27 protein-coding genes, 1 tRNA gene and 1 pseudogene are annotated in these 24102 nt (G+C 61.3%); 16 read left to right on the top strand and 13 right to left on the bottom strand.

What is annotated here, in order from left to right; translation table 11 throughout:
- The first annotated feature begins 28 nt into the window (after positions 1-28).
- The 6 genes from ACP7AP_RS00440 to ACP7AP_RS00415 all read left to right on the top strand — a co-directional run bounded on the left by ACP7AP_RS00440 (position 29) and on the right by ACP7AP_RS00415 (position 6869).
- Positions 29-1024: an ABC transporter substrate-binding protein gene (locus ACP7AP_RS00440; RefSeq protein ID WP_426031109.1), complete on the top strand. Its 996-nt coding sequence runs from the start codon at positions 29-31 to the stop codon at positions 1022-1024.
- Positions 1025-1179: 155 nt separating this feature from the next.
- Positions 1180-2415, top strand: a complete 1236-nt coding sequence (locus ACP7AP_RS00435; RefSeq protein WP_426031107.1) for a short-chain fatty acyl-CoA regulator family protein — start codon at positions 1180-1182, stop codon at positions 2413-2415.
- A 121-nt stretch (positions 2416-2536) separates the two neighbouring features.
- Positions 2537-2902 carry a response regulator transcription factor gene (locus ACP7AP_RS00430; RefSeq protein WP_426031105.1) on the top strand — a complete coding sequence of 122 codons (366 nt, stop codon included), beginning with the start codon at positions 2537-2539 and terminating at the stop codon, positions 2900-2902.
- Entirely contained in the window at positions 2902-3156 is a 255-nt protein-coding gene (locus ACP7AP_RS00425) for a hypothetical protein (protein ID WP_426031103.1), read from the top strand. The genes ACP7AP_RS00430 and ACP7AP_RS00425 overlap by 1 nt, the downstream gene beginning before the upstream one ends.
- Positions 3156-5843: an ATP-binding protein gene (locus ACP7AP_RS00420; RefSeq protein ID WP_426031101.1), complete on the top strand. Its 2688-nt coding sequence runs from the start codon at positions 3156-3158 to the stop codon at positions 5841-5843. Before ACP7AP_RS00425 ends, ACP7AP_RS00420 begins: the two co-directional genes overlap by 1 nt.
- Before the next feature lie 66 nt (positions 5844-5909).
- Positions 5910-6869: a FliM/FliN family flagellar motor switch protein gene (locus tag ACP7AP_RS00415; RefSeq protein WP_426031099.1), complete on the top strand. Its 960-nt coding sequence runs from the start codon at positions 5910-5912 to the stop codon at positions 6867-6869.
- 167 nt (positions 6870-7036) lie between these two features.
- Here ACP7AP_RS00415 and ACP7AP_RS00410 read toward each other — a convergent pair whose 3' ends face one another.
- The 4 genes and pseudogenes from ACP7AP_RS00410 to ACP7AP_RS00395 form a co-directional block, all read right to left on the bottom strand.
- A complete protein-coding gene (locus ACP7AP_RS00410) occupies positions 7037-7480 on the bottom strand; it encodes a TIGR01244 family sulfur transferase (protein WP_426031398.1) in 444 nt (147 codons plus the stop codon).
- 69 nt (positions 7481-7549) lie between these two features.
- Positions 7550-7930, bottom strand: a pseudogene (locus tag ACP7AP_RS00405) (DUF6691 family protein); the annotation flags it as partial.
- Positions 7930-8352, bottom strand: coding sequence for a YeeE/YedE family protein (locus ACP7AP_RS00400; protein WP_426031097.1), 423 nt, complete (start codon positions 8350-8352; stop codon positions 7930-7932). The pseudogene ACP7AP_RS00405 and the gene ACP7AP_RS00400, both read right to left, overlap by 1 nt.
- An 18-nt stretch (positions 8353-8370) precedes the next feature.
- A complete protein-coding gene (locus tag ACP7AP_RS00395; protein ID WP_426031095.1) occupies positions 8371-9234 on the bottom strand; it encodes an MBL fold metallo-hydrolase in 864 nt (287 codons plus the stop codon).
- Positions 9235-9382: 148 nt separating this feature from the next.
- On the opposite strand from ACP7AP_RS00395, the gene ACP7AP_RS00390 reads away from it, so the two are divergent.
- From ACP7AP_RS00390 to ACP7AP_RS00380, 3 genes are all read left to right on the top strand, one after another.
- Positions 9383-9700: a TraR/DksA family transcriptional regulator gene (locus ACP7AP_RS00390; RefSeq protein ID WP_426031093.1), complete on the top strand. Its 318-nt coding sequence runs from the start codon at positions 9383-9385 to the stop codon at positions 9698-9700.
- A gap of 11 nt (positions 9701-9711) precedes the next feature.
- Positions 9712-9915 (top strand): hypothetical protein, encoded by a 204-nt coding sequence (locus tag ACP7AP_RS00385; RefSeq protein ID WP_426031091.1) that lies wholly within the window; start codon positions 9712-9714, stop codon positions 9913-9915.
- 159 nt (positions 9916-10074) lie between these two features.
- Positions 10075-11898 (top strand): enoyl-CoA hydratase-related protein, encoded by a 1824-nt coding sequence (locus tag ACP7AP_RS00380; protein WP_426031089.1) that lies wholly within the window; start codon positions 10075-10077, stop codon positions 11896-11898.
- Here the strand turns inward: ACP7AP_RS00380 and ACP7AP_RS00375 are convergent.
- The gene (locus ACP7AP_RS00375) at positions 11895-12110 is read right to left on the bottom strand and encodes a hypothetical protein (protein WP_426031087.1); all 216 of its coding nucleotides are present in this window, start codon (positions 12108-12110) and stop codon (positions 11895-11897) included. The two genes, ACP7AP_RS00380 and ACP7AP_RS00375, sit on opposite strands and share 4 nt — an antisense overlap.
- 131 nt (positions 12111-12241) lie before the next feature.
- On the opposite strand from ACP7AP_RS00375, the gene ACP7AP_RS00370 reads away from it, so the two are divergent.
- Complete coding sequence (locus ACP7AP_RS00370) at positions 12242-12496, top strand: DUF2312 domain-containing protein (RefSeq protein ID WP_054004785.1); 255 nt, start codon at positions 12242-12244, stop codon at positions 12494-12496.
- Positions 12497-12631: 135 nt separating this feature from the next.
- Here ACP7AP_RS00370 and ACP7AP_RS00365 read toward each other — a convergent pair whose 3' ends face one another.
- The 3 genes from ACP7AP_RS00365 to ACP7AP_RS00355 form a co-directional block, all read right to left on the bottom strand.
- Positions 12632-12958, bottom strand: coding sequence for a BBE domain-containing protein (locus tag ACP7AP_RS00365; RefSeq protein WP_426031085.1), 327 nt, complete (start codon positions 12956-12958; stop codon positions 12632-12634).
- A gap of 78 nt (positions 12959-13036) precedes the next feature.
- Positions 13037-14008, bottom strand: a complete 972-nt coding sequence (locus tag ACP7AP_RS00360) for an FAD-binding oxidoreductase (RefSeq protein ID WP_426031083.1) — start codon at positions 14006-14008, stop codon at positions 13037-13039.
- A 295-nt stretch (positions 14009-14303) separates the two neighbouring features.
- Positions 14304-15176 carry a hypothetical protein gene (locus tag ACP7AP_RS00355; protein ID WP_426031081.1) on the bottom strand — a complete coding sequence of 291 codons (873 nt, stop codon included), beginning with the start codon at positions 15174-15176 and terminating at the stop codon, positions 14304-14306.
- Between the two features lie 210 nt (positions 15177-15386).
- Here ACP7AP_RS00355 and ACP7AP_RS00350 point away from each other — a divergent pair, with 210 nt between their 5' ends.
- Both ACP7AP_RS00350 and ACP7AP_RS00345 read left to right on the top strand, forming a co-directional pair.
- Positions 15387-16940, top strand: coding sequence for an ABC transporter permease (locus tag ACP7AP_RS00350; protein WP_426031396.1), 1554 nt, complete (start codon positions 15387-15389; stop codon positions 16938-16940).
- Positions 16941-16997: 57 nt separating this feature from the next.
- Positions 16998-17073, top strand: a tRNA-Thr gene (locus tag ACP7AP_RS00345).
- Positions 17074-17433: 360 nt separating this feature from the next.
- Here ACP7AP_RS00345 and ACP7AP_RS00340 read toward each other — a convergent pair.
- Positions 17434-17952, bottom strand: a complete 519-nt coding sequence (locus ACP7AP_RS00340) for a sigma-70 family RNA polymerase sigma factor (RefSeq protein WP_426031079.1) — start codon at positions 17950-17952, stop codon at positions 17434-17436.
- A 314-nt stretch (positions 17953-18266) separates the two neighbouring features.
- Here ACP7AP_RS00340 and ACP7AP_RS00335 point away from each other — a divergent pair, with 314 nt between their 5' ends.
- Positions 18267-18497 (top strand): hypothetical protein, encoded by a 231-nt coding sequence (locus ACP7AP_RS00335; protein WP_426031077.1) that lies wholly within the window; start codon positions 18267-18269, stop codon positions 18495-18497.
- 625 nt (positions 18498-19122) lie between these two features.
- Here the strand turns inward: ACP7AP_RS00335 and ACP7AP_RS00330 are convergent.
- The 4 genes from ACP7AP_RS00330 to ACP7AP_RS00315 form a co-directional block, all read right to left on the bottom strand.
- Complete coding sequence (locus ACP7AP_RS00330) at positions 19123-19425, bottom strand: hypothetical protein (RefSeq protein WP_426031076.1); 303 nt, start codon at positions 19423-19425, stop codon at positions 19123-19125.
- Between the two features lie 50 nt (positions 19426-19475).
- Positions 19476-20126, bottom strand: coding sequence for an AAA family ATPase (locus tag ACP7AP_RS00325; protein ID WP_426031074.1), 651 nt, complete (start codon positions 20124-20126; stop codon positions 19476-19478).
- On the bottom strand, positions 20123-20995 hold the full coding sequence (locus ACP7AP_RS00320) for a toprim domain-containing protein (protein WP_426031072.1): 873 nt from the start codon (positions 20993-20995) through the stop codon (positions 20123-20125). Before ACP7AP_RS00320 ends, ACP7AP_RS00325 begins: the two co-directional genes overlap by 4 nt.
- 94 nt (positions 20996-21089) lie before the next feature.
- Positions 21090-21629, bottom strand: coding sequence for a winged helix domain-containing protein (locus tag ACP7AP_RS00315; RefSeq protein WP_426031070.1), 540 nt, complete (start codon positions 21627-21629; stop codon positions 21090-21092).
- A gap of 170 nt (positions 21630-21799) precedes the next feature.
- Between ACP7AP_RS00315 and ACP7AP_RS00310 the strand changes: the two genes are divergently transcribed.
- From ACP7AP_RS00310 to ACP7AP_RS00300, 3 genes are all read left to right on the top strand, one after another.
- A complete protein-coding gene (locus ACP7AP_RS00310; protein ID WP_426031068.1) occupies positions 21800-22162 on the top strand; it encodes a diacylglycerol kinase in 363 nt (120 codons plus the stop codon).
- 42 nt (positions 22163-22204) lie between these two features.
- The gene (locus tag ACP7AP_RS00305) at positions 22205-22933 is read left to right on the top strand and encodes an SDR family oxidoreductase (protein ID WP_426031066.1); all 729 of its coding nucleotides are present in this window, start codon (positions 22205-22207) and stop codon (positions 22931-22933) included.
- Positions 22934-23038: 105 nt separating this feature from the next.
- Positions 23039-23998 carry a CehA/McbA family metallohydrolase gene (locus ACP7AP_RS00300; RefSeq protein ID WP_426031064.1) on the top strand — a complete coding sequence of 320 codons (960 nt, stop codon included), beginning with the start codon at positions 23039-23041 and terminating at the stop codon, positions 23996-23998.
- Positions 23999-24102 lie beyond the last annotated feature (104 nt).

Genomic DNA, 24102 nt, shown 5'->3' with positions numbered 1-24102 from the left:
AAACCGGGCTTCAACTTGGAGGTTGAGAATGAAAAAGCTACTTACAGCCGCGCTGTTCACCGCACTGGCGACGGGCGGGATGACTTCTGCCGTGCAGGCAGCCGATGACGTGACACTGCAACTGAAATGGGTGACCCAAGCGCAATTCGCAGGCTACTATGTCGCCGCCGTGAAAGGCTATTACACCGAAGAAGGCCTGAACGTCACTATCCTGCCCGGCGGCCCGGATGTGGCCCCAACGCAGGTGATCGCGGGCGGTGGTGCGGATGTGGTGATCGACTGGATGCCCTCGGCCCTCGCTGCGCGTGAAAAGGGTCTGGCACTGGTCAACATCGCGCAGCCGTTCAAATCTTCGGGGATGGAGTTGACCTGCCTGAGGGAATCCGGCGTCGCGACCTCGGCGGATTTTGCCGATAAAACCCTCGGCGTTTGGTTCGGCGGCAATGAATATCCGTTCCTGAACTGGATGAGCAAGCTGGGGCTGAAAACCGATGGCTCGGCGGGCGGTGTCACCGTGCTGAAGCAGGGTTTCAACGTCGATCCGTTGTTGCAAAAGCAGGCGGCTTGCATCTCGACGATGTCCTATAACGAATACTGGCAGGTGATCGACGCGGGTGTGAAGCCGGAAGACCTGGTGGTGTTCAAATATGAAGACGAGGGCGTCGCCACTTTGGAAGACGGGCTCTATGTCATGCAAGACAAACTGGCCGACCCTGCGTTCGAGGATAAAATGGTGCGCTTCGTGCGCGCCTCGATGAAGGGCTGGAAATACGCCGAAGCCAATACCGACGAGGCCGCACAAATCGTTTTGGACAATGACGCGACGGGCGCACAGACTATCGAGCACCAAAAGCAGATGATGTCCGAGATTGCCAAGCTGACCGCAGGCTCGAATGGCGCGCTGGATGAGGCCGACTACAAGCGCACCGTGGCGGCATTGCTGTCGGGTGGTTCGGACCCGGTGATCACCAAAGAACCGGAAGGCGCTTGGAGCCATGCGGTGACCGATAAAGCTCTGCAATAAGCGCAGGGGTGACCGATGAAGCGGGCGCGGGGGAAACCTTGTGCCCGTTTTGTTTGCGGCAAGACGATTTATCAAAGACATAAATCGTGGCCACCCTGCACATTGTAAAGTTTTCAATTTCTTGTAAATTTCATGGCAGAAGTCGGAGTTATGCCATGCCAATCTCTTCCCTGACCGGAACCCGTCTGCGTGAGCGGCGTGTGGCTTTGGGCCAACGACAAGCTGATCTGGCCGAAACCGTCGGCATTTCGGCCTCATACCTCAACCTGATCGAACACAATCGCCGCCGCATTGCCGAGCCTTTGCTGGCGCGGCTGGCGGAAGCTTTGGGTCAGCCGCTGCAAAGCTTTCACCAAGGCGTCGGTGCGGCGGTGCTGGATGATCTGCGCGCGGCGGCGGCGCGTCTGCCGGGGGCGGAAATTGACCGCAGCGAGGATTTCGCGGCTAGGTTTCCCGGTTGGGCCGCGACAGTGATCGGCCTGCATCAGCGCGTCGCCGGGTTGGAGCGGGCGTTAGAGGCGATGAACGACCGGATGAGCCACGATCCGCACCTGTCGGCAAGTCTGCATGAGGTGCTTTCCGCCGTGGCTTCGGTGCGCTCCACTGCTGCCATTCTCGCCGATACCGAGGATATCGAGCCGGAATGGCAGGCGCGGTTCTTGGGCAATCTGCAAGACGACAGCAAGCGGTTGGCCTTGGGGGCTGAAGCTTTGGTGCGCTATCTCGATACGGCGGGGCAAGAGCAAGAGCAGGGTCTGGCCTCGCCGCAAGAGGAGTTAGAGGCTTGGCTGGCTGTGAATGACTGGCAGTCGGGCGATTTGCGCGGGCTGGCGTCAGGCGCGGCGCGGCAGATGGCGGCTGCCTGGCAGGCACAGGCCGCGCGCGATCTGGCGGCCTATCCGGCAGCGGGGTTTGCGCAGGCTTTGGGCGAGCTTGGGCCTGATCCGGCAGCGCTCGCGGCGCGGTTTGGCGGTGATGTTCTTGCGGCGTCGCGGCGGATCGCCTTGCGGCCGGGGGTGCAGGCCGGGTTGGTGGTTTGCGATGCCTCGGGCACATTGACCTTCCGTAAGCCGATCCCGGGCTTTGCTTTGCCGCGCTTCGGGGCGGCTTGCCCCCTGTGGCCGCTGTTTGCAGCTTTGTCGCGACCGATGACGCCGATTGAGATGGTGGTTGAGACCGCCGGGCCGCAGCCGCTGCGCTTTCGGGTGCGGGCGTTTTGTCAGCCGCGCTTTCCGCAGGGTTTTCGCGGGCCAGAGTTGCGCGAGGCGGCGATGTTGATCTTGCCAGAGATTGGGCGCGTAGGTGACGCCTTGGCGATTGGCTCGACCTGTCGGATTTGCCAGCGGCAGGCCTGCCCTGCGCGGCGGGAGCCTTCGATTTTGTCGGCGTAGTGCTGGCGGAGGCTGGGGAGCCTCCGGCGGGAGTATTTAGGCCAATGTGAAATTGTAAGGGCAGTGGCTTCCTTTGACACGGGGCGGCTTTGCCCTGATAGTCGGCTTCCGGGGGAAATACATGCGTCAGGTTTTGCTGATCGAGGATGAGGCCAACATCGCCGAGGCGTTGCGCTTTATTCTGTCGCGGGATGGTTGGGCGGTGTCTGTGATGGCCGATGGCGCGCTGGCTTTGGCAGAGGTGGCGCGGCTGAGCCCCGATCTGGTGATTTTGGACTCGATGCTGCCGGGGATGAGCGGGCTGGAGATTCTGATCGCTTTGCGCGCTGATCCGGCCAATGCGGCGCTGCCGATCCTGATGCTGACCGCCAAGGGCCAGCTGCGCGACCGTGAGGCCGCCGAGCGGGCAGGCGTGACCGCCTTCATGAGCAAGCCATTTGACAATTCAGAAATCCGCGCCTTGGTGCGGGAATTGCTCGGGGCGTGATGCGAGGCCCGCGCGCGCCCTTGTTTCTTGCCCGCGCGGTCTACCGTCAGCGCCGCCTGCGCGATGCAGCGCGGTTATTGCCGCTGGTCGGGTTCTTCCTGCTTATGCTGCCGTTGATGTGGAGCGATGCCACAGGCGCTGGCCGCACGGCAGTCTATGTCTTCGGCGTCTGGGCCTTGCTGATCGGCCTTGCCGCCTATGTCGCGCCCGGATTGGCACAGCCCGAGGCCGATGCGCAGCCTGAGGACGCCTGATGCCGTTCAATGTGCTGGTGCTGACCTGTCTGGCCTATGTGGCGTTCCTGTTCCTCGTCGCTTTCGTCGTCGAACGTCGAGCCTCGCGGGGCGAGATGCGATTCCTGCGCTCGCCCTTGGTCTATACCTTGTCGCTGTCGATCTATTGCACGGCTTGGACGTTTTATGGCGCGGTAGGCTCGGCGGCGCGGACGGGGTTGGAGTTTCTGACGATCTACTTGGGGCCAACCTTGGTGTTTGTCGGCTGGTGGTGGGTGCTGCGCAAACTGCTGCGGATCGGGCGCAGGCAAAGGGTGACCTCGATTGCCGATCTGATTTCCAGCCGCTACGGCAAGTCGAACCTGCTCGGCGTGCTGGTCACAGTGATCGCCGTGGTCGCGGCCACCCCCTATATCGCGCTGCAACTGCAATCGGTGACGCTGTCGTTCTCTGTGTTCGCCCAAAGCTCGCCCGAGACTTGGGCGATGCCCGACCGCGATGCCACCGCGATCTGGGTGGCGGCGGGGCTGGCTTTGTTCACCATCCTGTTCGGCACCCGCAATCTGGATGCCAAAGAGCAGCACCACGGCATCGTCATGGCCATCGCGGTCGAGGCGGTGGTCAAGCTGGTGGCCCTTTTGGCAGTGGGCATCTTCGTGGTCTGGGGCTTGGGCGGCGGCCCCGTAGCGATGATCACTCGGATTGAAAATTACACCGACCCGAACTGGGCGATCCATCCGGGGCGCTGGGGCGGTTTGATCTTTCTCTCTGCCGCCGCCGTGATCACTTTGCCGCGGATGTTCCAAGTGCTGGTGGTGGAGAATGTCGAGGAGGGTCATCTTGCCCGCGCCTCTTGGGCATTTCCGACCTATCTGTTTCTGATCAGCCTGTTCATCCTGCCCATCGCCGTGATCGGGTTGGAGCGGATGCCCGCAGGCGCGAACCCTGATATGATGGTGCTGACACTACCCTTGCACGAAGGCCAAGGCGGTCTGGCATTGCTGGCCTTCCTTGGCGGGTTTTCTTCCGCCACCTCGATGGTGATAGTAGAAACCATTGCCCTTGCCACCATGGTGTCAAACCACATCCTGATGCCCGCGTGGCTGTGGCTGCGCCCGCAAGCCGCCCATTCGGGCGATCTGCGCGGCGCCATCCTGCTCGCACGCAGGCTTTCGATCATCGGCGTGCTGGCGCTGGGGCTGGAGTATTTCCGTCTGTCCGGCGGCTCGGCAGCGCTTGCGGCCATCGGCCAGATTGCCTTTGTCGGCATGGCGCAGGTGCTGCCCGCCTTGCTCGGTGGCATTTTCTGGCGCGGCGGCACCAAGCTGGGGGCCATGCTTGGCCTTAGCATCGGCTTTGCCACTTGGGGATTTACGCTGTTCCTGCCATCCTTCGGGGCGGGGGCTGCGATCTCGGCTGATGTCTTGCAGCACGGGTTGTTCAATCTGTCATGGCTGCGTCCACAAGCCTTGTTTGGCACCGAAAGCATGGACCCGCTGAACCATGCGATCTTCTGGTCCTTGGCTCTGAATATTGCCGGCTATACCGCAGGCTCGCTGCTGTCCTTCCCCGATCCGGTCGAGCGCATCCAGGGGGCCGCCTTCGTCAATGCCTTTGATGATGAATTGCAGGCCGAACGGCTTGGCTGGACCCATGGCCAAGCCGAACCCGAAGCGCTGATGAACATGGCACAGCGCATCCTGGGCGACGAAGCCGCGATTTCGTTTTTCGAGACCGAGGCCCGCGCCCAAGGCAAGGCGGGATTTCTGCCCGACCTCACGCCGCGCTTTCTGGCGGGGTTGGAGCGTAATCTGGCAGGCTCGGTTGGGGCCGCCACCGCCCATGCCATGATCAGCCAGCTGTTTGGCCGCGCCACAGTGACGGTGGAAGATCTGATGACGGTGGCGACCGAAACAGCGCAGATCATGGAATATTCCGCGCGGCTGGAGGACAAGCAGACCGAGCTTTCCCGCACCGCGCGGCAGTTGCGCGAGGTCAACGAAAAGCTGACCCAGCTTTCGGTGCAAAAAGATGCCTTTCTCAGTCAGATCAGCCACGAGTTGCGCACGCCGATGACCTCAATCCGGGCGTTTTCCGAGATTCTGGCCGAGGGCGATCTGCCACGCCCGCGCGTCGCCGAATATGGTCAGATTATCCATGCCGAGGCCAAACGGTTGACGCGGCTGCTGGACGATCTTCTGGACCTTTCGGTGTTGGAAAATGGCGCGGTGCAGCTTGATCTGGGGCTTGCGCATCTGGGTCAAACCATCGACCGCGCCTTGGCAGCGGCCTCCCAAACCCGGCCCGAACGCAACTTTGACATCCAGCGCGACTATGCGTCCGAGGAGATTTTTCTGCGCACAGATGCCGATCGTTTGGTGCAGGTGTTCATCAATCTGATCTCAAACGCGCGGAAATATTGCGATGCGTCCGATCCGGTGTTGCGCATTGCGGTGCGGCAAAAGGGTGGGCGGGTGGTGGTTGATTTCATCGACAACGGCGCGGGCATTGCCAAAGACGCACAAGGCCTGATCTTTGAGAAATTCGCCCGGCTGACCGATGATGCGCGGGCGGGGGGCGCGGGTTTGGGGTTGGCGATCTGCCGCGAGATCATGGCGAATTTGGGCGGCACCGTCAGCTATTTGCCGGGGCAACGCGGCGCTGCATTTCGGGTCTCTGTGCCGCTGCGGATGGAAAAATCTGGTTGACGGTAACGCTTTGTTAGGGCGGGGGCCGCTAATCTGACCACAGGGCGGTCCGATCAGGGGAACCAAGTGGCAGAAGCACAGCAAGACGGCGTCATTCGGCGCAAAATCGCGGCGGCCAAGGCGCTGTTGGCCGAAGGTGGGCCGGGGGCAGATCGGGCATGGCGCTTGGGCCTGGCGCGCGCTGCGCGGGACAGGCTTAGCCTGTCGGTCGAGGTGACGACGCTGGCGATGCAGCGTCAGTCTCTGGCCGAACTGCTGGAACTGCCGCCGCAACAGGCGCTGATCGCGGTGCTGCAAGGCCCGGCAGAAGGTATGGGCCTGCTGATCCTGACACCGCCGGTGCTTGCCGCGATGATCGAGGCACAGACCTTGGGCAAAGTCTCGACCAGCGCGCTTGCCAGTCGCAAACCCACCCGCACTGATGCCGCCATGGTCGCGCCCACGCTGGATGCAGCGCTTGAGGGGTTAGAACAGGCCTTGGCGCAAGAGGCAGATTTGCACTGGGCGGGCAGCTTTCGCTATGCCAGTTTTCTCGATGATCCGCGCCCCTTGGGGCTGCTGCTGGAGGATATCGACTACCGGGTGTTGACGGCAGAGCTGTCTTTGGGTCTGGGCGCGCGGCAGGGTGCGGTGATCTTGGCGCTGCCTGCTGAGGGCAAGGGTGTGATGCCCGCTGTGGCGGTGTCAGGCCCTGAGGCTGCGGCGCAATCCGGGTTGGCCTTTGCGCAGGCTTTGGCGGAACAGGTGGAAGAGACGGCTTGCGTGCTCGATGCGGTTGTCAGTCGGGTCTCACTGTCGCTGAGCCGGGTGCTGGGGCTGAAAGTCGGCGAGATGCTCACCTTGCCGCGCGCCGCGATCGACCGGATTCAGTTTGAAGGCATGGATGGCCGCAGGTTGGCAGAGGGGCGCTTGGGGCAGAATCGCGGCATGCGCGCGATCCGGCTGACCAGCGGCGAAGCGCAGGCGCGCAAGGCCGCCGGGGTTGATATTTCGGTGGTCCCCGAACCGCTGCGCCAGACCGGCTGAGCGTCGCAACCACCAGACAGAAGCCGATTTCCGAAACGGAAATCGACACGGAATTTTTTGGAAAATTCCGGCTTTGGACAAAGGTTAAGCCTTTATGAACGACGATCTGCAAGCCATTGATTCATCACGCATCGGCCCCGTGTCCACGCGTGGACACATCCCGAAACTCAGGCTTTGCCCGCGCCCGCTTCCGCCGCCACAGCCTCGATCTGCCCGCGCAAAGGCTCCAGATTATAGCCGTATTTCGCCGGGGTGCGGATCAGATCATCGGTCGATCTCTGCCCCGCATTCATCAGCGCCCAAACCACTGAACAGCGGTTCCCCGAGGCACAATAAGCAAACACCGGCCCGGTCGCATCGGCCATCACTTGAGATTGCAGGCGGACATTCTCCATCGTCAGCGCCCCGCCAATCACCGGGTTGGCGATGAAATGCAGCCCCAAAGCCTCCGCCACCGCCTTCATATGCGGGGTATGAAGATGCGCGGGGATTTCTCCGTCTGGGCGGTTGTCGATCACGGTGGTAAAACCCGCGGCCTTGATCGCGGGCAGGTCGGTTGGCTCGATCTGCGGCGAGACGGCATAGGTCGGGGTCAGGGCGCGAATGTCCATTTTGCTCCTCGGGCTGGCGGCTGGGGCGGCGCCGTCAAGACGCGCGCGCAGGGCGGGTGCCGCGACCATACCGCCGAGCATCGCCAATAGAAAGACCAGACCGCCCACGCCGCCAAAACTGATCGACGCCAGCGCCGGACCAGGGCAAAGCCCCGCCAGCGCCCAGCCCATACCGAACAGGATCGAGCCTGCAATCAGGTTGCGATCAAGATCGCGGCTTGGGGCAGGCGGCAGAGCAAGCCCGAGATACGAGCGCTCCCTTCGCGCCGCCACCCGCCACGCGACGGCCATCGGCAAGATCGCGCCGCCCAGCACAAAGGCCAGCGTCGGGTCCCAAGTGCCGAAAACATCCAGCCAGCCCTGCACGCGTCGCGTGTCCGCCATCCCCGAAATCCGCAGACCCGCGCCAAACAGCCCACCCGACAGTATGGCAAATCCCAAGTGCCGCATCAGATCACCCCGATCAGGTGGCGCAGCAGCACCATCGTCAGCCCGCCCGCCAGCAGATAGATCAGCGTCGCCACAATCCCGCGCAGCGACAGCCGCGAGATGCCGCAAACGCCGTGACCCGAGGTGCAGCCGTTGGCAAGCCTTGTGCCAATCCCGACCAGCAGTCCGGCCAGCACGATAACCAGCCAGTTGCCGGTTAGGTGAGTCTCACCGCCGATCAGCAGCGACAGCAGATATGGCACGCCGATCAATCCGGCCAGAAACACCAACCGCTCAGCCGAGTTGCCCCAGCCAGAGCGATCCATCAGCCCGCCGATGATCCCCGAGGCCCCCATCACCCGGCCATTGAACAGCAAATACACCGCCGCCGCCCCGCCGATCATCAGACCGCCGACAAAGCCCCAAAGCCAATCCAGCATCACTGCCCTTTCGCCGTAAATTCAAAGACCATTCAGCGGCACTTTCAGGTAAGACAGTCCATTCTCCTCAGCCTCGGGCATCTGACCCGCGCGCATGTTGATTTGCAGCGAGGGGATGATCAGCCGGGGCATCGCAAGGCTGGCGTCACGCTTTTCGCGTAAGGTGATGAAATCGTCCCGGTTACGGCTGGCACCCACATGCACATTCAGCGCCTTTTGCGCGCCGACGGTGGATTCCCACGCGAAAACCTCGCGCCCCGGCGCTTTGTAGTCGTGGCCGACAAAAATCCGGGTGGCATCCGGCAAAGTCAGAATACGCTGCACGGAATCGAACATCACCGCAGCCGAGCCACCGGGAAAATCGCAGCGCGCGGTGCCGAAATCCGGCATGAACAAAGTGTCGCCGACGAAAGCCGCGTCGCTCGCCACAAAGGTCAGGCAGGCGGGGGTGTGACCGGGGGTGTGCATCACATCGAGGCGCATCTGGCCGATCATCAGACTGTCACCGTCACGAAACAGCCGGTCAAATTGGCTGCCGTCACGGGCAAAACGGGTGCCTTCGTTGAACACCTTGCCGAAGGTTTCCTGCACCACGGTGATCTGATCGCCAATGCCGATCTGACCGCCCAAGACTTCCTGAATATAGGGCGCGGCAGACAGGTGGTCGGCATGGACATGGGTTTCCAAAATCCATTTCAGATCAAGCCCTTCTGCGCGGATATAGGCGATCACCGCCTTGGCAGACCGCGTGTCGGTGCGCCCCGAAGCATAGTCGAAATCCAACACGGAATCGATGACCGCACAGGCGCTGCCGTTCGGTTCGCGCATGAGATAAGTGATGGTGTTGGTGGCTTCGTCGAAAAAAGCGTGAACGTCGGGATGCATCGCGGCCTCCTTGGGCTTTAGGCGACAGGATAAGTCGCGTCGGCTTACATCGCAATGTCCGAATAATTTTGATTTGCCTGTGTTGACCTGCATCAAGGTCGATCGGTGCCTTTGGCATAGAATGGGCGCAGTCAGGAAAGGACAGCGCATGATCTCAACCACGGGCCACAAGGCGCAGATGCAGCAGCGTTTGGCCGCTTTGAAAAGCCGATTGAGCGGAATTTCCACCGAGCTTGTTGCCGAACATTCGCCCGATTGGGAGGAGCTTGCCACCGAGCGCGAGGGCGATGAGGTGCTGGAAGGCATGGGCAACGCCGGGTTGTTGGAAATCCGGCGGATTGAGGCGGCTTTGGCGCGGATCGAGGCCGGAGATTACGGCATCTGCGCCACCTGCGGTCAAGACATCGAGCCCGGCCGGTTGGATGTGCTGCCTGACACGCCGTTCTGCCGCAACTGTGCCACATAGGGGGAAATGTTATGCCGAAGACCAATGCAATGACCGAGATGACGGGCGAAATACTGGCGGCCACGCTGTCGGGGCAGGCAATGGGGTTGAACCTGTTGCTGGCTGAAATGCGGGCGCTGAGTGAAGTGCTGCCGGGGGCTTTGGGGCAGATGCCTGCGCTGGCCGAGCCTATCGGGGCCGCTGAGGAAGCCGATTTCGACAACATGCCGGTTTGAATGTTGCCCGTCTGAACCCAGCCCGTAAGAATTCTGCCAATCTGCCAATCTGCAATAAACGGTCCGAAATCGCGCAGGCCCACCGCTTATTGCGCTCTGGGATTGCCAATGTCCGCGCGCGGTCGCTTAATACCGCAACGGTTTGGTGGAGCGGGTGGTATGGACGGCAAGGCCTTGACGGATGCGGTGCGTGTAGAGCGCAGAGGGGCCGTTTTGCTGCTGATCTTGGCGCATCGCCCGGTGAACGTGCTGTCTCAGCATCTGCGCGCCACGCTTTCGGCGGCATTAACTGCGGTCGCGGACAGTGATCTGCGCGCTGTGGTGATGTGTTCCGATCTGGCGGCGTTTTCAGCCGGGGCAGATTTATCTGAATTGGGAAAAGCCCATGCAGCGCCGGGATTGTCGGCGCTTTGCCAACAGATTGAGGATTTTCCCAAGCCGGTAATCGTGGCCTTGAACGGCAGCACATTGGGGCCGGGATTGGAATTGGCTTTAGCGGCGCATGGTCGGGTGGCGAGCCCTGCGGCGCAGCTTGGTCTCCCCGAGATCGGGCTGGGACTGGTGGCTGAGGCCGGGGCGACGCAGCGCTTGCCGCGTCTGGTGGGGGCCGCGGCGGCGTTGAAACTGATGCTGGAGCCTGCAACGCTGACAGCTGCGCAAGCGCTGACCATCGGTCTGCTGGATCAGGTGGTAGAGGGTGATCTGCGGGCGCAGGCTTGCGCTTTTGCCGAAACCATGGCGGTGGCGTTGAACGGGGCTGCACCTTTGAAAACCTCGGATCGGCGCGACGGCTTGCGCGATGGCAAGGCCTATCAGGCGGCGATTGTGGCGGCACGGGCGCGCTACGCCGGTTCGCCCCTGCCGGCACCTTTGCGGCTGATCGACTGTGTCGAGGCCGCACAGCTTTTGCCATTGCAACAAGGGCTTGGTTTTGAGGCGGCGGCCTATAATGCCTTGGTGAACACCCCCGAAGCGCAGGGGCTGCGCCATGCGTTTTATGCCGAGCGGCGGGCGGTTTTGCCACCTGCAGCACTGGCCAGTTTCGGGACAGGCAAACTTGCCAGCCTTGCGGTGTGGGGCGCGGCAGAGCCTGCGGCAGAACTGGTGGGCCAAGCTTTGGCGGCCGGGTTGCGGGTCAGTCTGATCGACCCCTCGCGTGAGGCGCTGGTGGCTGCGTTGCAGAAAATCGCGTCGCGGCAAGAGGCGGCGGTGACAGCGGGGCGGCTGACTGCTGAAGCGCGCGATGCCGATTGGGCGCGACTGAGCACGGGATCGGCGGCGATCAGTGGCGTTGATCTGGTGCTGAACAACGCGGGTGCGCTGCCGCCGCTGGAGGATGCCGCTGTGCCAGTCATAGCACTGGGGGCTTTGCCTGCGCGCGGGGCGGGCACGCGCGTGGGGATCAGCATGGCGCTGGCGGCGGGTCTGGTGGCCGAATTTGCGGCGGGGGCGGATGCTCCGGTGGCGGTGCAGGCGATGGGGCTGGCTTTGGGGCGGCGGCTTGGCTGGAAGCTGGTGTTCACCGGGCCGGGCGGGCCGATAGACCGCCGCCTGCGCGCGGCATTGTCGGCGGCCATCGCGCAGCTGGAGGCTGAGGGTATGGCGCGTCCGGTGATTGCGGCGGCGCTTGGCTCGTTCGGGATCGGGGTTTCGGCACGCGGACCACTGCCTGCGCCACCGCCCGACGCCAAGCGGGTGCTGGATGCCTGCCTCGCCGCTTTGGCCAATCAGGCGGCCCGGTTGATCAGCGAAGGGGTGGCACGCAGGCCGCTGGATGTGGATGCGGCTGCGGTGCTGCACGGGATGTTCCCGCGTTGGCGGGGCGGGCCGCTGTTTCAGGCCGACAGGCGCGGGTTGTTGGTATTGCGCGCCGATCTGCACAAACGCGCAGAAGCGGCACCGCAGATTTACGCCCCCGATGCGCTGTTTGATCGCTTGATCGCCGATGGCCGGGATTTTGGCTCGCTCAACAGCGCCGATTAGGCCAGAATCACCCCGACGACGACCATGATCAGCCCGAGAAATGATACGGCCAGCGCGCCCATGTTCCACGCCACCACGCGCTGCATCGCGATCCGCGCCTGATCATCGGCCAAAGCATGTCGCTTGATGCCCAGCACCAGCTTGATGCACCACGCCAGCCCGACGATACCCAACAGGGTCAGCGCCGTCCCGATCCCGATCACGATATGCATTGCTGCCTCCCTTAAAACCTGCACCTGCGGTAACGCCGTTGGCAAAGCCTTGCAAGCCTTCGCAGGCCCGCTTGATCCTGCAAGCCCCGCCCTGTAGGAACAGCCAAACCCAAACCAAAAGAGCCCCCGCGATGAATGATGTAACCGCCGCCTATACCGTGACCGCCGACGAGCTGCGCCAGTTCATCGAGCGCGCCGAGCAACTCGCGTCCGAGAAAAAGGACGTGGCCGAGCAGGAAAAAGAGCTGTTCGCCGAGGCCAAGGGCCGGGGCTATGACACCAAAGTCATGCGCAAGGTGATCGCGTTGCGCAAGCGCAAGCCCGATGAGATCGCCGAAGAAGAAGCGATCATCGAGATGTATAAATCCGCGTTGGGGATGCAGTAACCGCTGCCACGGGCGATCGGACTTAAGAACAAAATCCAGGTTGTGCGCTGGCGCTGCCCGGTTTTCGTTTGGCGATGATCCCCACAAAATCTGCTCAAACTTAGACACAACTGCCAGTTTCAGTTTCGCAATCTTTCAGGGTGCGATGTTCTGGTTGACCCTGAAGACGTTGTCGGGGTCATACTGGCGCTTGATCTTCACCAGCCGGTCAAAGTTGGTGCCATAATTGGCGCGGGCTGGCGTTGCCTCATCGTCATCCATGAAGTTGACATAGCCTCCAACCTCCAAATGCGGCGCGACTGCGTCGGAGCAGTCGCGCACCCACCTTGTATTGGCCGCGTCACCTGCGGGATATGACGATGCCGCAAGGATCACCATGGAAAAGTTAGCGTCGCGATGCCCGAACGCGGTGGCATCCGACGCCACCCTATGGCAGGCTCGATTGATCGGATATAGGTGCATGGTCGAGATCGCGTTCGGTGCGTGCTGGACATGCGCCGCGATCGCACCATCCTTCAATTCCTTGATGAAATCGCCCGTCTAGTACTGACGGATTCCCGGCGGGAAAAGGCCGTCGAAGGCACGGTTGATCACCGGATGGGGGACCGGTCCCACCATCTCGGCCTTCGCTTCGGCGAGATCGTGAAACGCTTTGAACTGGCGGTCGCCTTCGGCGGGATCACCAGACCAGCAGGCGACCATCGCCACAAACATGTCACCGTGCCGGTTTTCGGGGATGAAGGGCAGCGGCGGCGCGATCTGAAAGGCTGGAAAATCGCCCATCTGCTCGGACGCGTCCTTGATATGATCGCGGCAGAAACGCATAATATTCGCGGCCTCGCTGACCTCATGGAACATCGGCCCCCAGTACACATTCTTGACCGGCTGGAGTTTATACTCCAGCAAGGTGCACACGCCAAAGTTGCCGCCTCTGCCGCGAATGGCCCAGAACAGGTCCGCGTTCTCGGTCTCGCTGGCAACAAGCATCTTGCCATCGGCCGTCACCAAATCGGCCGTCACCAGACATCGACCGACACCAGATTGTCCATCGAAAGACCGTGACCACGCGTCAGATATCCGATACCACCGCCCAGCGTCAGGCCGGCAATCCCGGTCGTGGAGATGATCCCTTCGTCGTGGCAAGGCCAAACGCACTGGTTGCGGCGTTGAAATCGCCCCAGATTGCGCCCCCTCGGCTCTGGCTGTCATGCAATTTGGCTCAACCCTGACGCCGCGCATCTTTGAAAAATCAATCACAACCCCGCCATCGTTGGTGCCGAAGCCAAGGCCACCATGTCCACCGCCCCTGACCGATAGTTTGTGGCCATTGTCGCTTGCCTGGTTTACCGAGGCGATCACATCACCGGCGTTCATCACGCGTACAACCACGGCGGATCGCTTGTCGATCATGCCATTGTGGACCGAACGGGTGCGCTCGTACGCAGCGTCGCTTTCAATAATCACTTCCCCGCGCACCAGATCACGGAGTTCATTTGGTGTCTTCACACGCATTTCTTCCTCCCGAATGGATTGTGGCTGACCGCCACTGGTGGCTGTTTACTGAAATGTCAGTTTAGCGGTCTGCGGGCACAGGCGGTGCGCGGCCAAGATCATCAGACGCCTGAAACTGCGCGCGTCTGCGTCCTGATTTGGAGTTTACCACGCTTCCGTCACAAGAGGGGGTTCGGTTATCGGAACAGATTCCAAGCGAGTTCTCGCTAAAATTGTCATCCTCTGTGCTCAAATATCCCACAGAGGTTTGGGGGTGTGAAATCCCCAATCGACGCCGACACAGGGGCACCCGATCTCAAGGCGTGATGAAATCCACCCCCGGCATATGGCTGATGCGGTAGACATCCTCCTCATAAAGCCGAGTCAGCTCGGCCACGGTCGCTTCGGTCCAGCCGGGCATTTCGACCTCGGTGGCGATGCGATCCGGCAAAGCGAATTTATCCAGAAAAGCCGAGACGATCTTGCGCCATTGCATCACCGAGCCGGGCTGATGGCTTTCAAGATAGCTTTGCAGCCGGGTCAGGCCCTCGCCCGACATCAGCGTGGCCAGCAGATCATCCGCGCCTTCCAGCATCACATCATCGGGCAGCCCTGCGACGGTGCGCAAAACTTCGGGCCAAATCAGCGGGGTGTCTTCATCACACCAAATCGTCAGCGCCACGCCGGGGTTAAGCGTCAAAATCCGCTGCACCACCTGCGACCAGTGCAGTTGGAAGATATCGGCCTTGCCGATAAACTCGGCATAGGTTTTGTTCGGCAGTTTTTTCAACAAAGCCGGCAAGAAAGTCGCAGGGTTGCGGATGGCAAGATGGAACTCTGCCTCAATTTCAGGGAAAATCTGGCTGAAGGCGCGCACCCGCTCGCCCGCCGCCGGATAAAGCGTGCCATCGAGCGCCCAAGGTGCGAGCGACAGAAAGCTGTCCCAAGACAAAACCATGCGGTCGGCGACATCTTCTTCCATGATCTTATCAAGGATCAGCGCCTGCGTGTCGCGGCTGGCGGTGTTGCCTTTCAGTTGGATGGCGGTGTCGCGCAACAGGTTGCGGTAGCGTTTCGGCCCCGGCACCACGATGCCATGCTCGGCCAACACCTCGCGGTTTTTCAAAAGACATTTCAGAAGCCGCTCTTCATCGGTGAAGTGCGCGCCAAGGTGATAGACGATCCGCATCGGGGGGTGGCCTGCCTGCTTGTTCTTGTTGGCGCAACTATAGTCGGTTTTCTTTACAGGGAAACAGCTTTCCGTTATCTGGCGCGGATGATGCCCTTGCAAAACAGTCAGAAATCCCGCCTTCGCCCGCGCTGGCTGCGGATCAAAGCGCTGCAGTTTGATATCTGGTCGCTGGGTGCGCTGCTGGTCGGCGGCATCGTGCTGGTGCCGATGCTGGCGGTGGTGTGGATCGCGTTTCATCCGACCGAAAACATCTGGCCGCATCTGCTGTCCACCGTGTTGCCGCGCTATTTTACGGCGACGTTGCGGATGATGCTCGGCGTGGGCCTGCTGTCGGCAGCTATGGGGGCGGGGGCTGCGTGGCTGGTGGTGATGTACCGCTTTCCCGGCAGCCGCAGCTTGGATTACGCACTGCTGTTCCCGATGGCGATCCCGGCCTATGTCGGGGCCTATGCGCTGGTGGATTTTCTGGATTACGCAGGGCCGTTGCAGATCGCGCTGCGCGGGGCTTTTGGCTGGAAGAACGCCCGCGACTATTGGTTTCCCGAGATCAACTCAGAACCTGCCGCCATTCTGGTGCTTTCAGCAGCGCTGTATCCCTATGTTTACCTGATGACCCGTGCTGCCCTGCGCGAGCAATCGGGCGCGAGTTACGAGGTGGCGCGATCCTTGGGTCTGGGGCCGTGGGGGATGTTCTGGCGGCTGGGCCTGCCTTTGGTGCGCCCAGCGATTGCGGCGGGCGTTGCCTTGACGATGATGGAGACGGTGGCCGATTTTGGCACGGTATCCACCTTTGGCGTGCAGACGCTGACCACCGGAGTGTTCTCAACCTGGCTGAACGGCGGCAATGCGGGCGGGGCTGCGCAGATCGCGGGGGTGATCCTATCTCTGGTGCTGGTGCTTTTGAGTATCGAATATGTCAGCCGCCGCAACGCGCGCTTTCACCGTCCAACCCGCGCCAGCCGCCCGGTGACGCCGATCCAGTTGCATGGGGTCTGGGCTTGGACCGCGACGGCGCTGTGTCTGGTGCCGTTTCTGCTCGGCTTTGTGCTGCCGACGGCGGTGATGCTGGGTCATGCCTTGGCGAAGCCGCAGATGTGGTTGGCACCGGGGCTGTTGCAGGCTGCGCTGAACACGGTGATTGTTGGCGGCATTGCGGCGGCGCTGACCGTCTCGGCGGCGCTGTTTCTGGTGTACGGCGTGCGGATGGCGGGGCGCAGCCTTGCGCGCAGCGTGCTGCCACTGACTACCTTGGGCTATGCAATGCCCGGGGCCGTGCTGGCGGTCGGCTTGCTGGTGCCGCTCGCAGCGCTGGATCACCGTGTCGCCGATCTGGTGCTGGCGCTGACCGGCCACGACCCCGGCCTGATGCTGACCGGAACGGCTGCGGCGATCGTGCTGGCCTACCTCGTGCGGTTCTTCGGCATCGCACAGGGCGCGGTGGATTCGGCCTTCGGGCGGATTTCACCGTCACTGCCGATGGCCGCGCGCAGTTTGGGGCGCGGGGTCGGTGGCACCTTGCGCGATGTCTATCTGCCGCTGATGCGGGGGTCGGTTCTGACCGCGCTGCTGTTGGTCTTTGTCGAATGTGTCAAGGAACTGCCCGCAACCTTGCTGCTGCGCCCGTTCAATTTCAACACCTTAGCCACGCGAGTCTATGAACTCGCCAGCCTGGAGCGCATCGGTGAAGCCGCCCCCGCCGCCCTGATCGTTACCGTCATGGGCCTTGCGGCGGTGGCGCTGCTGGTTCGCGCCACAAGATAGCATATCCCAAGCAACCCCCTTGCACCCGACCGCGCCTGCCGATATTTGAAGGGAACTGCCCTTATAGCTCAGCTGGTAGAGCACCTGATTTGTAATCAGGGGGTCTCGGGTTCGAATCCTGATGGGGGCACCAAAATTTCTTATATTATCGTTTATAAACATATGGTTGGCTTTCTTGGATAGGTTTCTATCCACCCCTAGACCCACCTTTTGCGCGTCGTTAGGGTGGATTGCTTGCCCGATGCGGCAATTCGCGGCACTCGGCCTAACACCCCACCCGCGCCCGCGCGCGTAGTTCTGCGCAAATACCGCATTTGAGGTTTTCTCAGGTTCGCCCAGCGCATATGCAACCTTAACATTTGATAACATGCTGCGCGGCCGAAGTGCGGCGGCGAGACTAACATTCGCTGACACGCACTCGGACAGGGCGGCGTGAGCTGTGTCAACATGCGCGCCACTTCTCCGCCTCGGTGTTTGAGGCTAGATCGTCTGTCTAAACTGTTCCACGGGCCATACACTCCCGCACCTTGTGCAGGCTGCGGCGAAGTGTCGTGCGCACCGTGTTTAAGGGCATATCAAAGCTGTGGGCCAGATTTAGATACGAATGGCCACCCAAGTAAGCTCCACGCACCATCGCCGCTTCGGTCGCAGTAAGACAACCGAGACACGTTTGCATCCGTCTGACGTCACCAATTGCAATCATGCGGGTCTCGGCGCTCAAGGTGGTGTCCAAAACTAAGTCTATGGCACTATTGTCATATTCTAACCATGGCCGCGACCTTATCCTATCAATCGCATGATGGCGCGCTAATGAGTGCAACCAAGTCATGCCCCGGCCCTTCGTCGCATCAAATTGACCGGCTTTACACCAAACGCGGATGAAAATTTCTTGCAACGCATCCTCTGCCTCCCCTCTGGTGCCGAGTATCCGCATCAACACGCCAAAAAGCTTATCGCTTGCTCTAAAATAGAGATGCCGAAAGGCCTCTCGATCCTGAGCAGCAATCGCCACTAAAAGCTCCGCGACAGGGTCATTCCCCACAGTAATTCAGGTCTGCGGATGTCACCCTAGGCTGGGCGAACATGACAAAAAATTTGGCTTGGTACACGGATATTTCCTGCATGTTGTAATCCCGGACTAAAGCCCATGCATCATGAGCGCGCGCCTCACAGGAGAACTTTGAATGTAGAAGATAGTTCCCACGTAAGGTCAGCTTCGCTTAACCCACGAACTAAGGTTGCCCGAGCAATGCACATCGCGGCCCCTACTGGGGTATCAACAATGCCTGTTTTACTCTACCTTGCGCGAGACATGGGAGGCACGTCATGAAGTTCAAGCTCTTTTTAGAGCTCCGCAAAACGGAGTATGACGCGAAGGGCGATTTCGTACGCCTTGCGCTGGCCGATCCAGAACTACCCGACGCAGCAAACTGGAACGAGTTCCGGCTCTACTTTCTACAGCGCCATAAAAATGAAAGCGTTACTGACGCTGGCGCGTTTGTCTGGAAGGAATACCAAGCGGCGAAAAGGAAAGAAGACAAAGCGATGAAAGCTTAAAGATGGGGATTTCTGCGCGACGCTAAACCCGCGCGCTACCTCTTCTCAATGACAGGTTTTGACAGGTTCGCTCTGCGCAGCGGCATCCTAAGATTTCCTAACATGCGGCGGTTGGCGGAAACTCAAGTTTTCTGAAGCTCGCCCGCGCCTTAGAAAGTCAACATTTGTTAACTTGCGCGGTGCGTCATCGACCCGGGCAATCTCAGGTTTTCTAAGGTTCCTGTCAGTCTGGATCGGCTCACCCATCCCCCCTTTCAGCGTTGCACTCAGTGCGAACGAAACCCGGCATGCGGTTCCCCGGTGCGAAAGCGCAGGAGATATCACCGCCCCCGGCCTTGGGCGCAAGCACAGAGCCGCCCGAGTTCCGCAATATCTCGATCAAGCGGGAACTAAGGCTGGCCATGCAGGTTACCCCCTTGTCAGCAAGATAAGTGCTTTCAGTTTGTAGTAGGTTACAAGGCGCGCCGGAAAGTACCCTCGATCTGGCGCGCCCTATTTTTGCCTGCTTAGCAATGCGAAAGCCCAGCGCTGGGCGGGGCTAACACTCCATAGGATGGCCGAAAAACATTAGGGTAATCTTAGGGTCATACACCAGCATTTGCTCCGAATGAGTTGAACCCCGGTGCTATTTCTGCGGCATCCCCACAAGCGCCACGATTTCCTGAAACAGCGGCTCATACTCGGGGCAGCGATCAACCACATCGCCAGTGTGCGCCGCGTAAATCTTCATAGCCAGATCGGCAGGCGTCTTTGCCGGGAAAAGCATCATCGCATCCTCTGCCCGCATCATGGCTTCAAAGTGCGGGTCAGGCTCGTTATCAAAGCGCCCATCTTTCGCCCGAAGGTTTAAGGCTGCGCGTGCGGCTGTCCAGTCTGCAAACAGGCGGGCTATCTCGGACGGTGGCGAGGCCATGCCTTGCTTAGGCATGAACAGCGGTTCCCGGCGCTGCCATGCGGTGCGGGGGTCAAACAGCCAATTCAGATTGGCGCGATGCCGGGGGAAGGCTTGCGCGTGTGGTGGACAAGCCCGATAGCGGCCCCGGTGTCGGACGCCAGCGCCCGGATGCGCCCGCCCAGCGCCCGGAAAACCTCGTTTGTCTCGGGGCTATGGCTCAGGTCCTGCAGCGGGTCGAATATGGCGAGGGCAATACCTTCCCGCTTGATCAGATGGGAAAGCGCCTGGAATGCGGTTTCGGCAATGTCGCCTTTCTCGCCCCTGATCAAAACGACAGGGCTTTCAGCCGATACCCCCGAGACCGCGAACAGCCGCCCCGTGATTTCGGCTTGCGGGATTTGCCATGCCTGCAACACCGCAGCCACCCGGCCCTGAATGACGGCTAATTCATCCTCGGCATTGTAATACAAAACCTTGATCGGCGCGGTGGGCTTGCCTGTCAGAAACCCGCGCCCGGTGGCGGCGTCTATCGCCTCGGACAGCGCCAAGAGGCTCTTGCCTGTCTTGGGGGCGGCGAAGGTGACACTCAGGTATCCCGCCGCGAAGGTGTCGCCATAGACAAACCGCAGCCGGGGGATTTGGGCCGGGTCAATCTCTTGCCATGCCTGAAAATCATAGGACAGCGGCGAGGCCCCGGCCTGCGGTGTAAAGGGGATTGGCTGCGGCAGGTTCAAGCTGCAATCCCCCCGCGAAGGGCGTCGTTCCAATCCATCCCCGCAGGTGCGGGCAGCATTGAGACGGCCCAGCCCAGAGCCGCCGCGCGCTCGGCCAAGGCATTGCCCGCCTGCCATCCGGCCCCGGCATCATCGGAATCCGTCGCCACGATCAATTCGCAGGGGGGCTTGGGCAGGGCGAGGGCTTTCATGCCAGAGGTGGACAGCGCCGCCCAAACCGTCGCAGGACTCGCCAGAAGCCCGCTGAGAAGGCTCAGGCCCGTTTCTATGCCCTCACACACCACCAACGGCCCCGGTGCCTCTGACAGCGCCACAGCGCCGCCTGCACAGGGGCCTTGCATCATCTTGGGGCTTGCAGTCTTGGGCAGGCGAATGCCCGACTTTTCAAAATAGGTGCGATGCACGCCCCCCGTGGACACGTCCCCCACCATTGCCGACAGCCAGCGTGCGCTGGGCGCGTGGAAGGCATCAGCGGCCCAGCCAAGCGACGGCGGCAACGGGCAGGTGATACCGCGCCCGCGTAGGTAGGCTTCACCCTTGGTGCCAGCCAGAGGCTTACAGGTCGCCCAGAGCCGCCGCGCCTTGGTGAGTTGTTCAACGGCATAGGCTTCGCGCTTGGCATCGGCTTCCCGTGCGGCTTGTGGATCTATGCGCAGGGCATCGCGCGGCAGTCCCGCTGCCCGCACAATATCGCGAAAATCGCAGCCGCTCTTGTGGCAGAACGCCAGCAATGCCCCGCCATCGGCCCGGATCGAAAGCCCGCGTTGATCGGCGCGGCGCTCGGACTGGCAGACCGGGCAAGGCGCAAGCCCACTATTGCCCCGCCATTCGCCACCCAGCGCTTGGGTCAAAATATGTGCCTCGGTCATTCCCGGCCCTCCCCATAGATTAGCGATGCCAGCAGCATGGCAAGAGGGGCAGAAACCCCCAATGCACGGCGCAAGCGGGCGAGTTGCAAGACGGTCATGCGCTCTCCCCCTGTGCTAAGGTGACGCGGGATTTCAAAATGTAGCGCGAGTGAGTTCCTTCAAATGGCCCGCCGTGTTTTTCGTCCGGCGCATCAATGTCCAAGCCATACTTGCGCTTAAGCTTGTGCTTGTATGACGACCAGCGGGGCGCAGGGTTGTCTAGGTGCGCTTCAAGAGCATCCCTGTTGCGCTTGAGGTATTCCACCCCGCTGACCGTGACGACCTCGATAGGGTTCGCCATCTGGTCCGCCATGCCCACAGCCCAGTCCACCGCCGCTTGATACTGGTCAATGGTCCTTGTGGTCAGCAGGTGGCGTTTCTCCGACCCCATCAGCCACGTGTACACAAAGGCGTCCTCGGGCTGGGGGTCGTAGGCGTAAACGTGGTTCCGCTTGGTCCTGATGACGGTCTGGACCTGTCCCGGTTTCGTTCCGGTCTTTTGAGAGCAATACTCGCCATCAAGGAGACCGGATAAGTGTTCATAAAAATTCGCCACGCAGAAGCGGCGATTGTTCTTGATGACGCCAAAAGACAACGCTTGACCGGAGACTTTCTGAGGTCCACAAACAAGGCCACGTTAGGTCCACAATCGAGGGCGCGGAAAGTTCTAAAGCGTTGATATGATATACATTTGAGGTGTTCGATTTCCCGTCTGCACGCCTGATGGGGGCACCATTTCCACCTTTCCCAAAGCGGAGCCTTGCGATGAAGCTTGCCGAGGAAGGCCGCCGGATTTTACGCACCGCCGGGTATTCTTGGGATGGTTGGCGGCATGGCTGGCGCGAAGAGAAAAGTCTGCGGCAATGGGTGGGGGTCAATCTGGCGGCTTGGGTGGCGCTGGCGATCTTGCGTCCGCCGCTGTGGGCCTGCGCGCTGATCGTGGCGCAGGGTCTGCTGCTGTTGGCGCTAGAGCTGGTGAACTCGGCGATTGAGGCGACGATCGACTATATCTCAACCGAAAAACACCCACTTGCCAAGGCTGCGAAAGATACGGGCTCGGCTGCGGTGGCGGTGATGGGACTGGGCTATATCGCGACATGGGTGTTCGCTCTGCTTGCCCTTTTCTGATGCCCGGTTAGTGTTCAGCCAAACCGCTACGGGAGTGCCAAGATGAGCGACCGCAAAACCATTCTGATCACCGGGGCGGGTTCGGGGATTGGAAGGGCGACGGCGCGGGCTTTTCTTGCGGCGGGTTGGACCGTGGCGCTGATGGGACGCCGCGCCGAGGTATTGGCCGAAACGGCAGATGGCCAGCCTGCCTTGCTGCTCGCCGCTGATGTGACCAACCCGGCAGAGGTCGATGCCGCCTTTGCCAAGCTGTCCCGGCTGGATGTGCTGTTCAACAACGCGGGCATTTCGGCCCCGGCGGCAACGATTGACGAAATCTCGGTCGAGCAATGGCTGGCGGTGTCCAATACCAACATCACCGGCATGTTTCTATGCGCGCGGGCGGCGTTTCGGCTGATGCGGCACCAGAACCCGCGTGGCGGGCGGATCATCAACAACGGCTCGATCTCGGCGCATGTGCCGCGCCCCGGTTCCGCGCCTTACACCATGTCGAAACATGCGGTGACTGGCCTTACCCGCACGCTGGGGCTGGACGGGCGGGCGTTTGACATCGCAGCGGGGCAGATCGACATCGGCAATGCGCTGACCGATATGGCGGCGGGCTTTACCAAAGGCGTGATGCAGGCCAACGGGCAAGTCGCGGTCGAGCCGGTGATGGATGTGGCGCATGTGGCGGGTGCCGTGCTGCACATGGCCAATCTGCCGCTGGAGGTGAACGTGCCGTTCCTGACGATCATGGCGCGCGACATGCCGTATATCGGGCGTGGGTAACGGCTTTGCCTGCGCGCCTGGGGCCTTTCCAAACCCACCCCGCCGTCACTGGACTGTCACGGCTGCTTGACTAAAGTGCCGCCAATGACCTGCAAGGAGCCTTTGATGCAACGCGATCCCGCCTTCACTGCCCCCGGCCAATTCTGGCGCGGCAACCTGCACACCCATTCGACACGTTCGGATGGCGTGCTGCTGCCCGAGGAAGTGTGTCGGCGCTATAAAGCCGAGGGCTATGATTTCATCGCACTCACCGACCATTTCGTCGGGATTTATGGCTATCCGGTTGTTGACACCAAGCCGATGCGCGACCCAGGTTTCACCACGATTTTGGGCGCAGAGCTTCATTCCGGCGCTATGGCGAATGGCGAGTTGTGGCATATTCTGGCGGTGGGGTTGCCCGCCGATTTCGCGGCCTCGAACAGCCCCAGCTTCATTCCGGTCGTGGGCCAAGAAACCGGGCCAGAGATTGCCGCGCGGGCGGTTGCGGCCGGGGCGTTTGTCGCTATTGCGCATCCGCAATGGTCGGGGCTGACCTTGGCCGATGCCCGCAGCATCACTGCCGCTCACGCGGTTGAGGTTTATAACACCGGCTGCGATACGGGATGTGATCGCCCGGATGGCTTCGCCATCGCCGATCTTTTGCTGACCGAGGGCCGTCATCTGAGCATGATCGCCACCGATGACGCACATTTCTCGGAACCCGATCACTTCGGCGGCTGGGTGATGGTGAAATCGGAAACCAACACGCCAGAGGCTTTGCTTGCGGCCCTGAAGGCGGGCCATTTCTACTCCAGCCAAGGGCCAGAACTGCGCGATGTGCGGATTGAGGGTGATCACGTCGTCGTTGAATGTTCGGCGGTGGTTTCGGTTGTGGCGATCGGGCATGGCACCGGGGCGAAGGCGGTGCATGGCCATTCGCTGACCCGCGCCGAGGTGCCGCTGGCACGGCTGAACAACTCGCCATGGTTGCGGGTGGCGGTGATTGACGCGGCGGGCAAGCGGGCGTGGTCAAATCCGATCTGGGTTGAGGGCGCTTTGGCTAAGAACCCGCGTATTGCACCCTAAGACATGCAGTCGGTCTGGATTTAACACTACGCCGCCCCGGACGTACTCCGGGGCCTCATGGCGGCAGCCAAGATGCAGCAGGCCCCGGATCAAGTCCGGGGCGG

The organism is Cypionkella sp. TWP1-2-1b2, assembly GCF_049896245.1.
In the GTDB taxonomy this organism is placed as follows: domain Bacteria; phylum Pseudomonadota; class Alphaproteobacteria; order Rhodobacterales; family Rhodobacteraceae; genus Cypionkella.
Note: the sequence above shows the minus strand (reverse complement) of the source record. Positions and strands in the feature narration are given on the sequence as shown.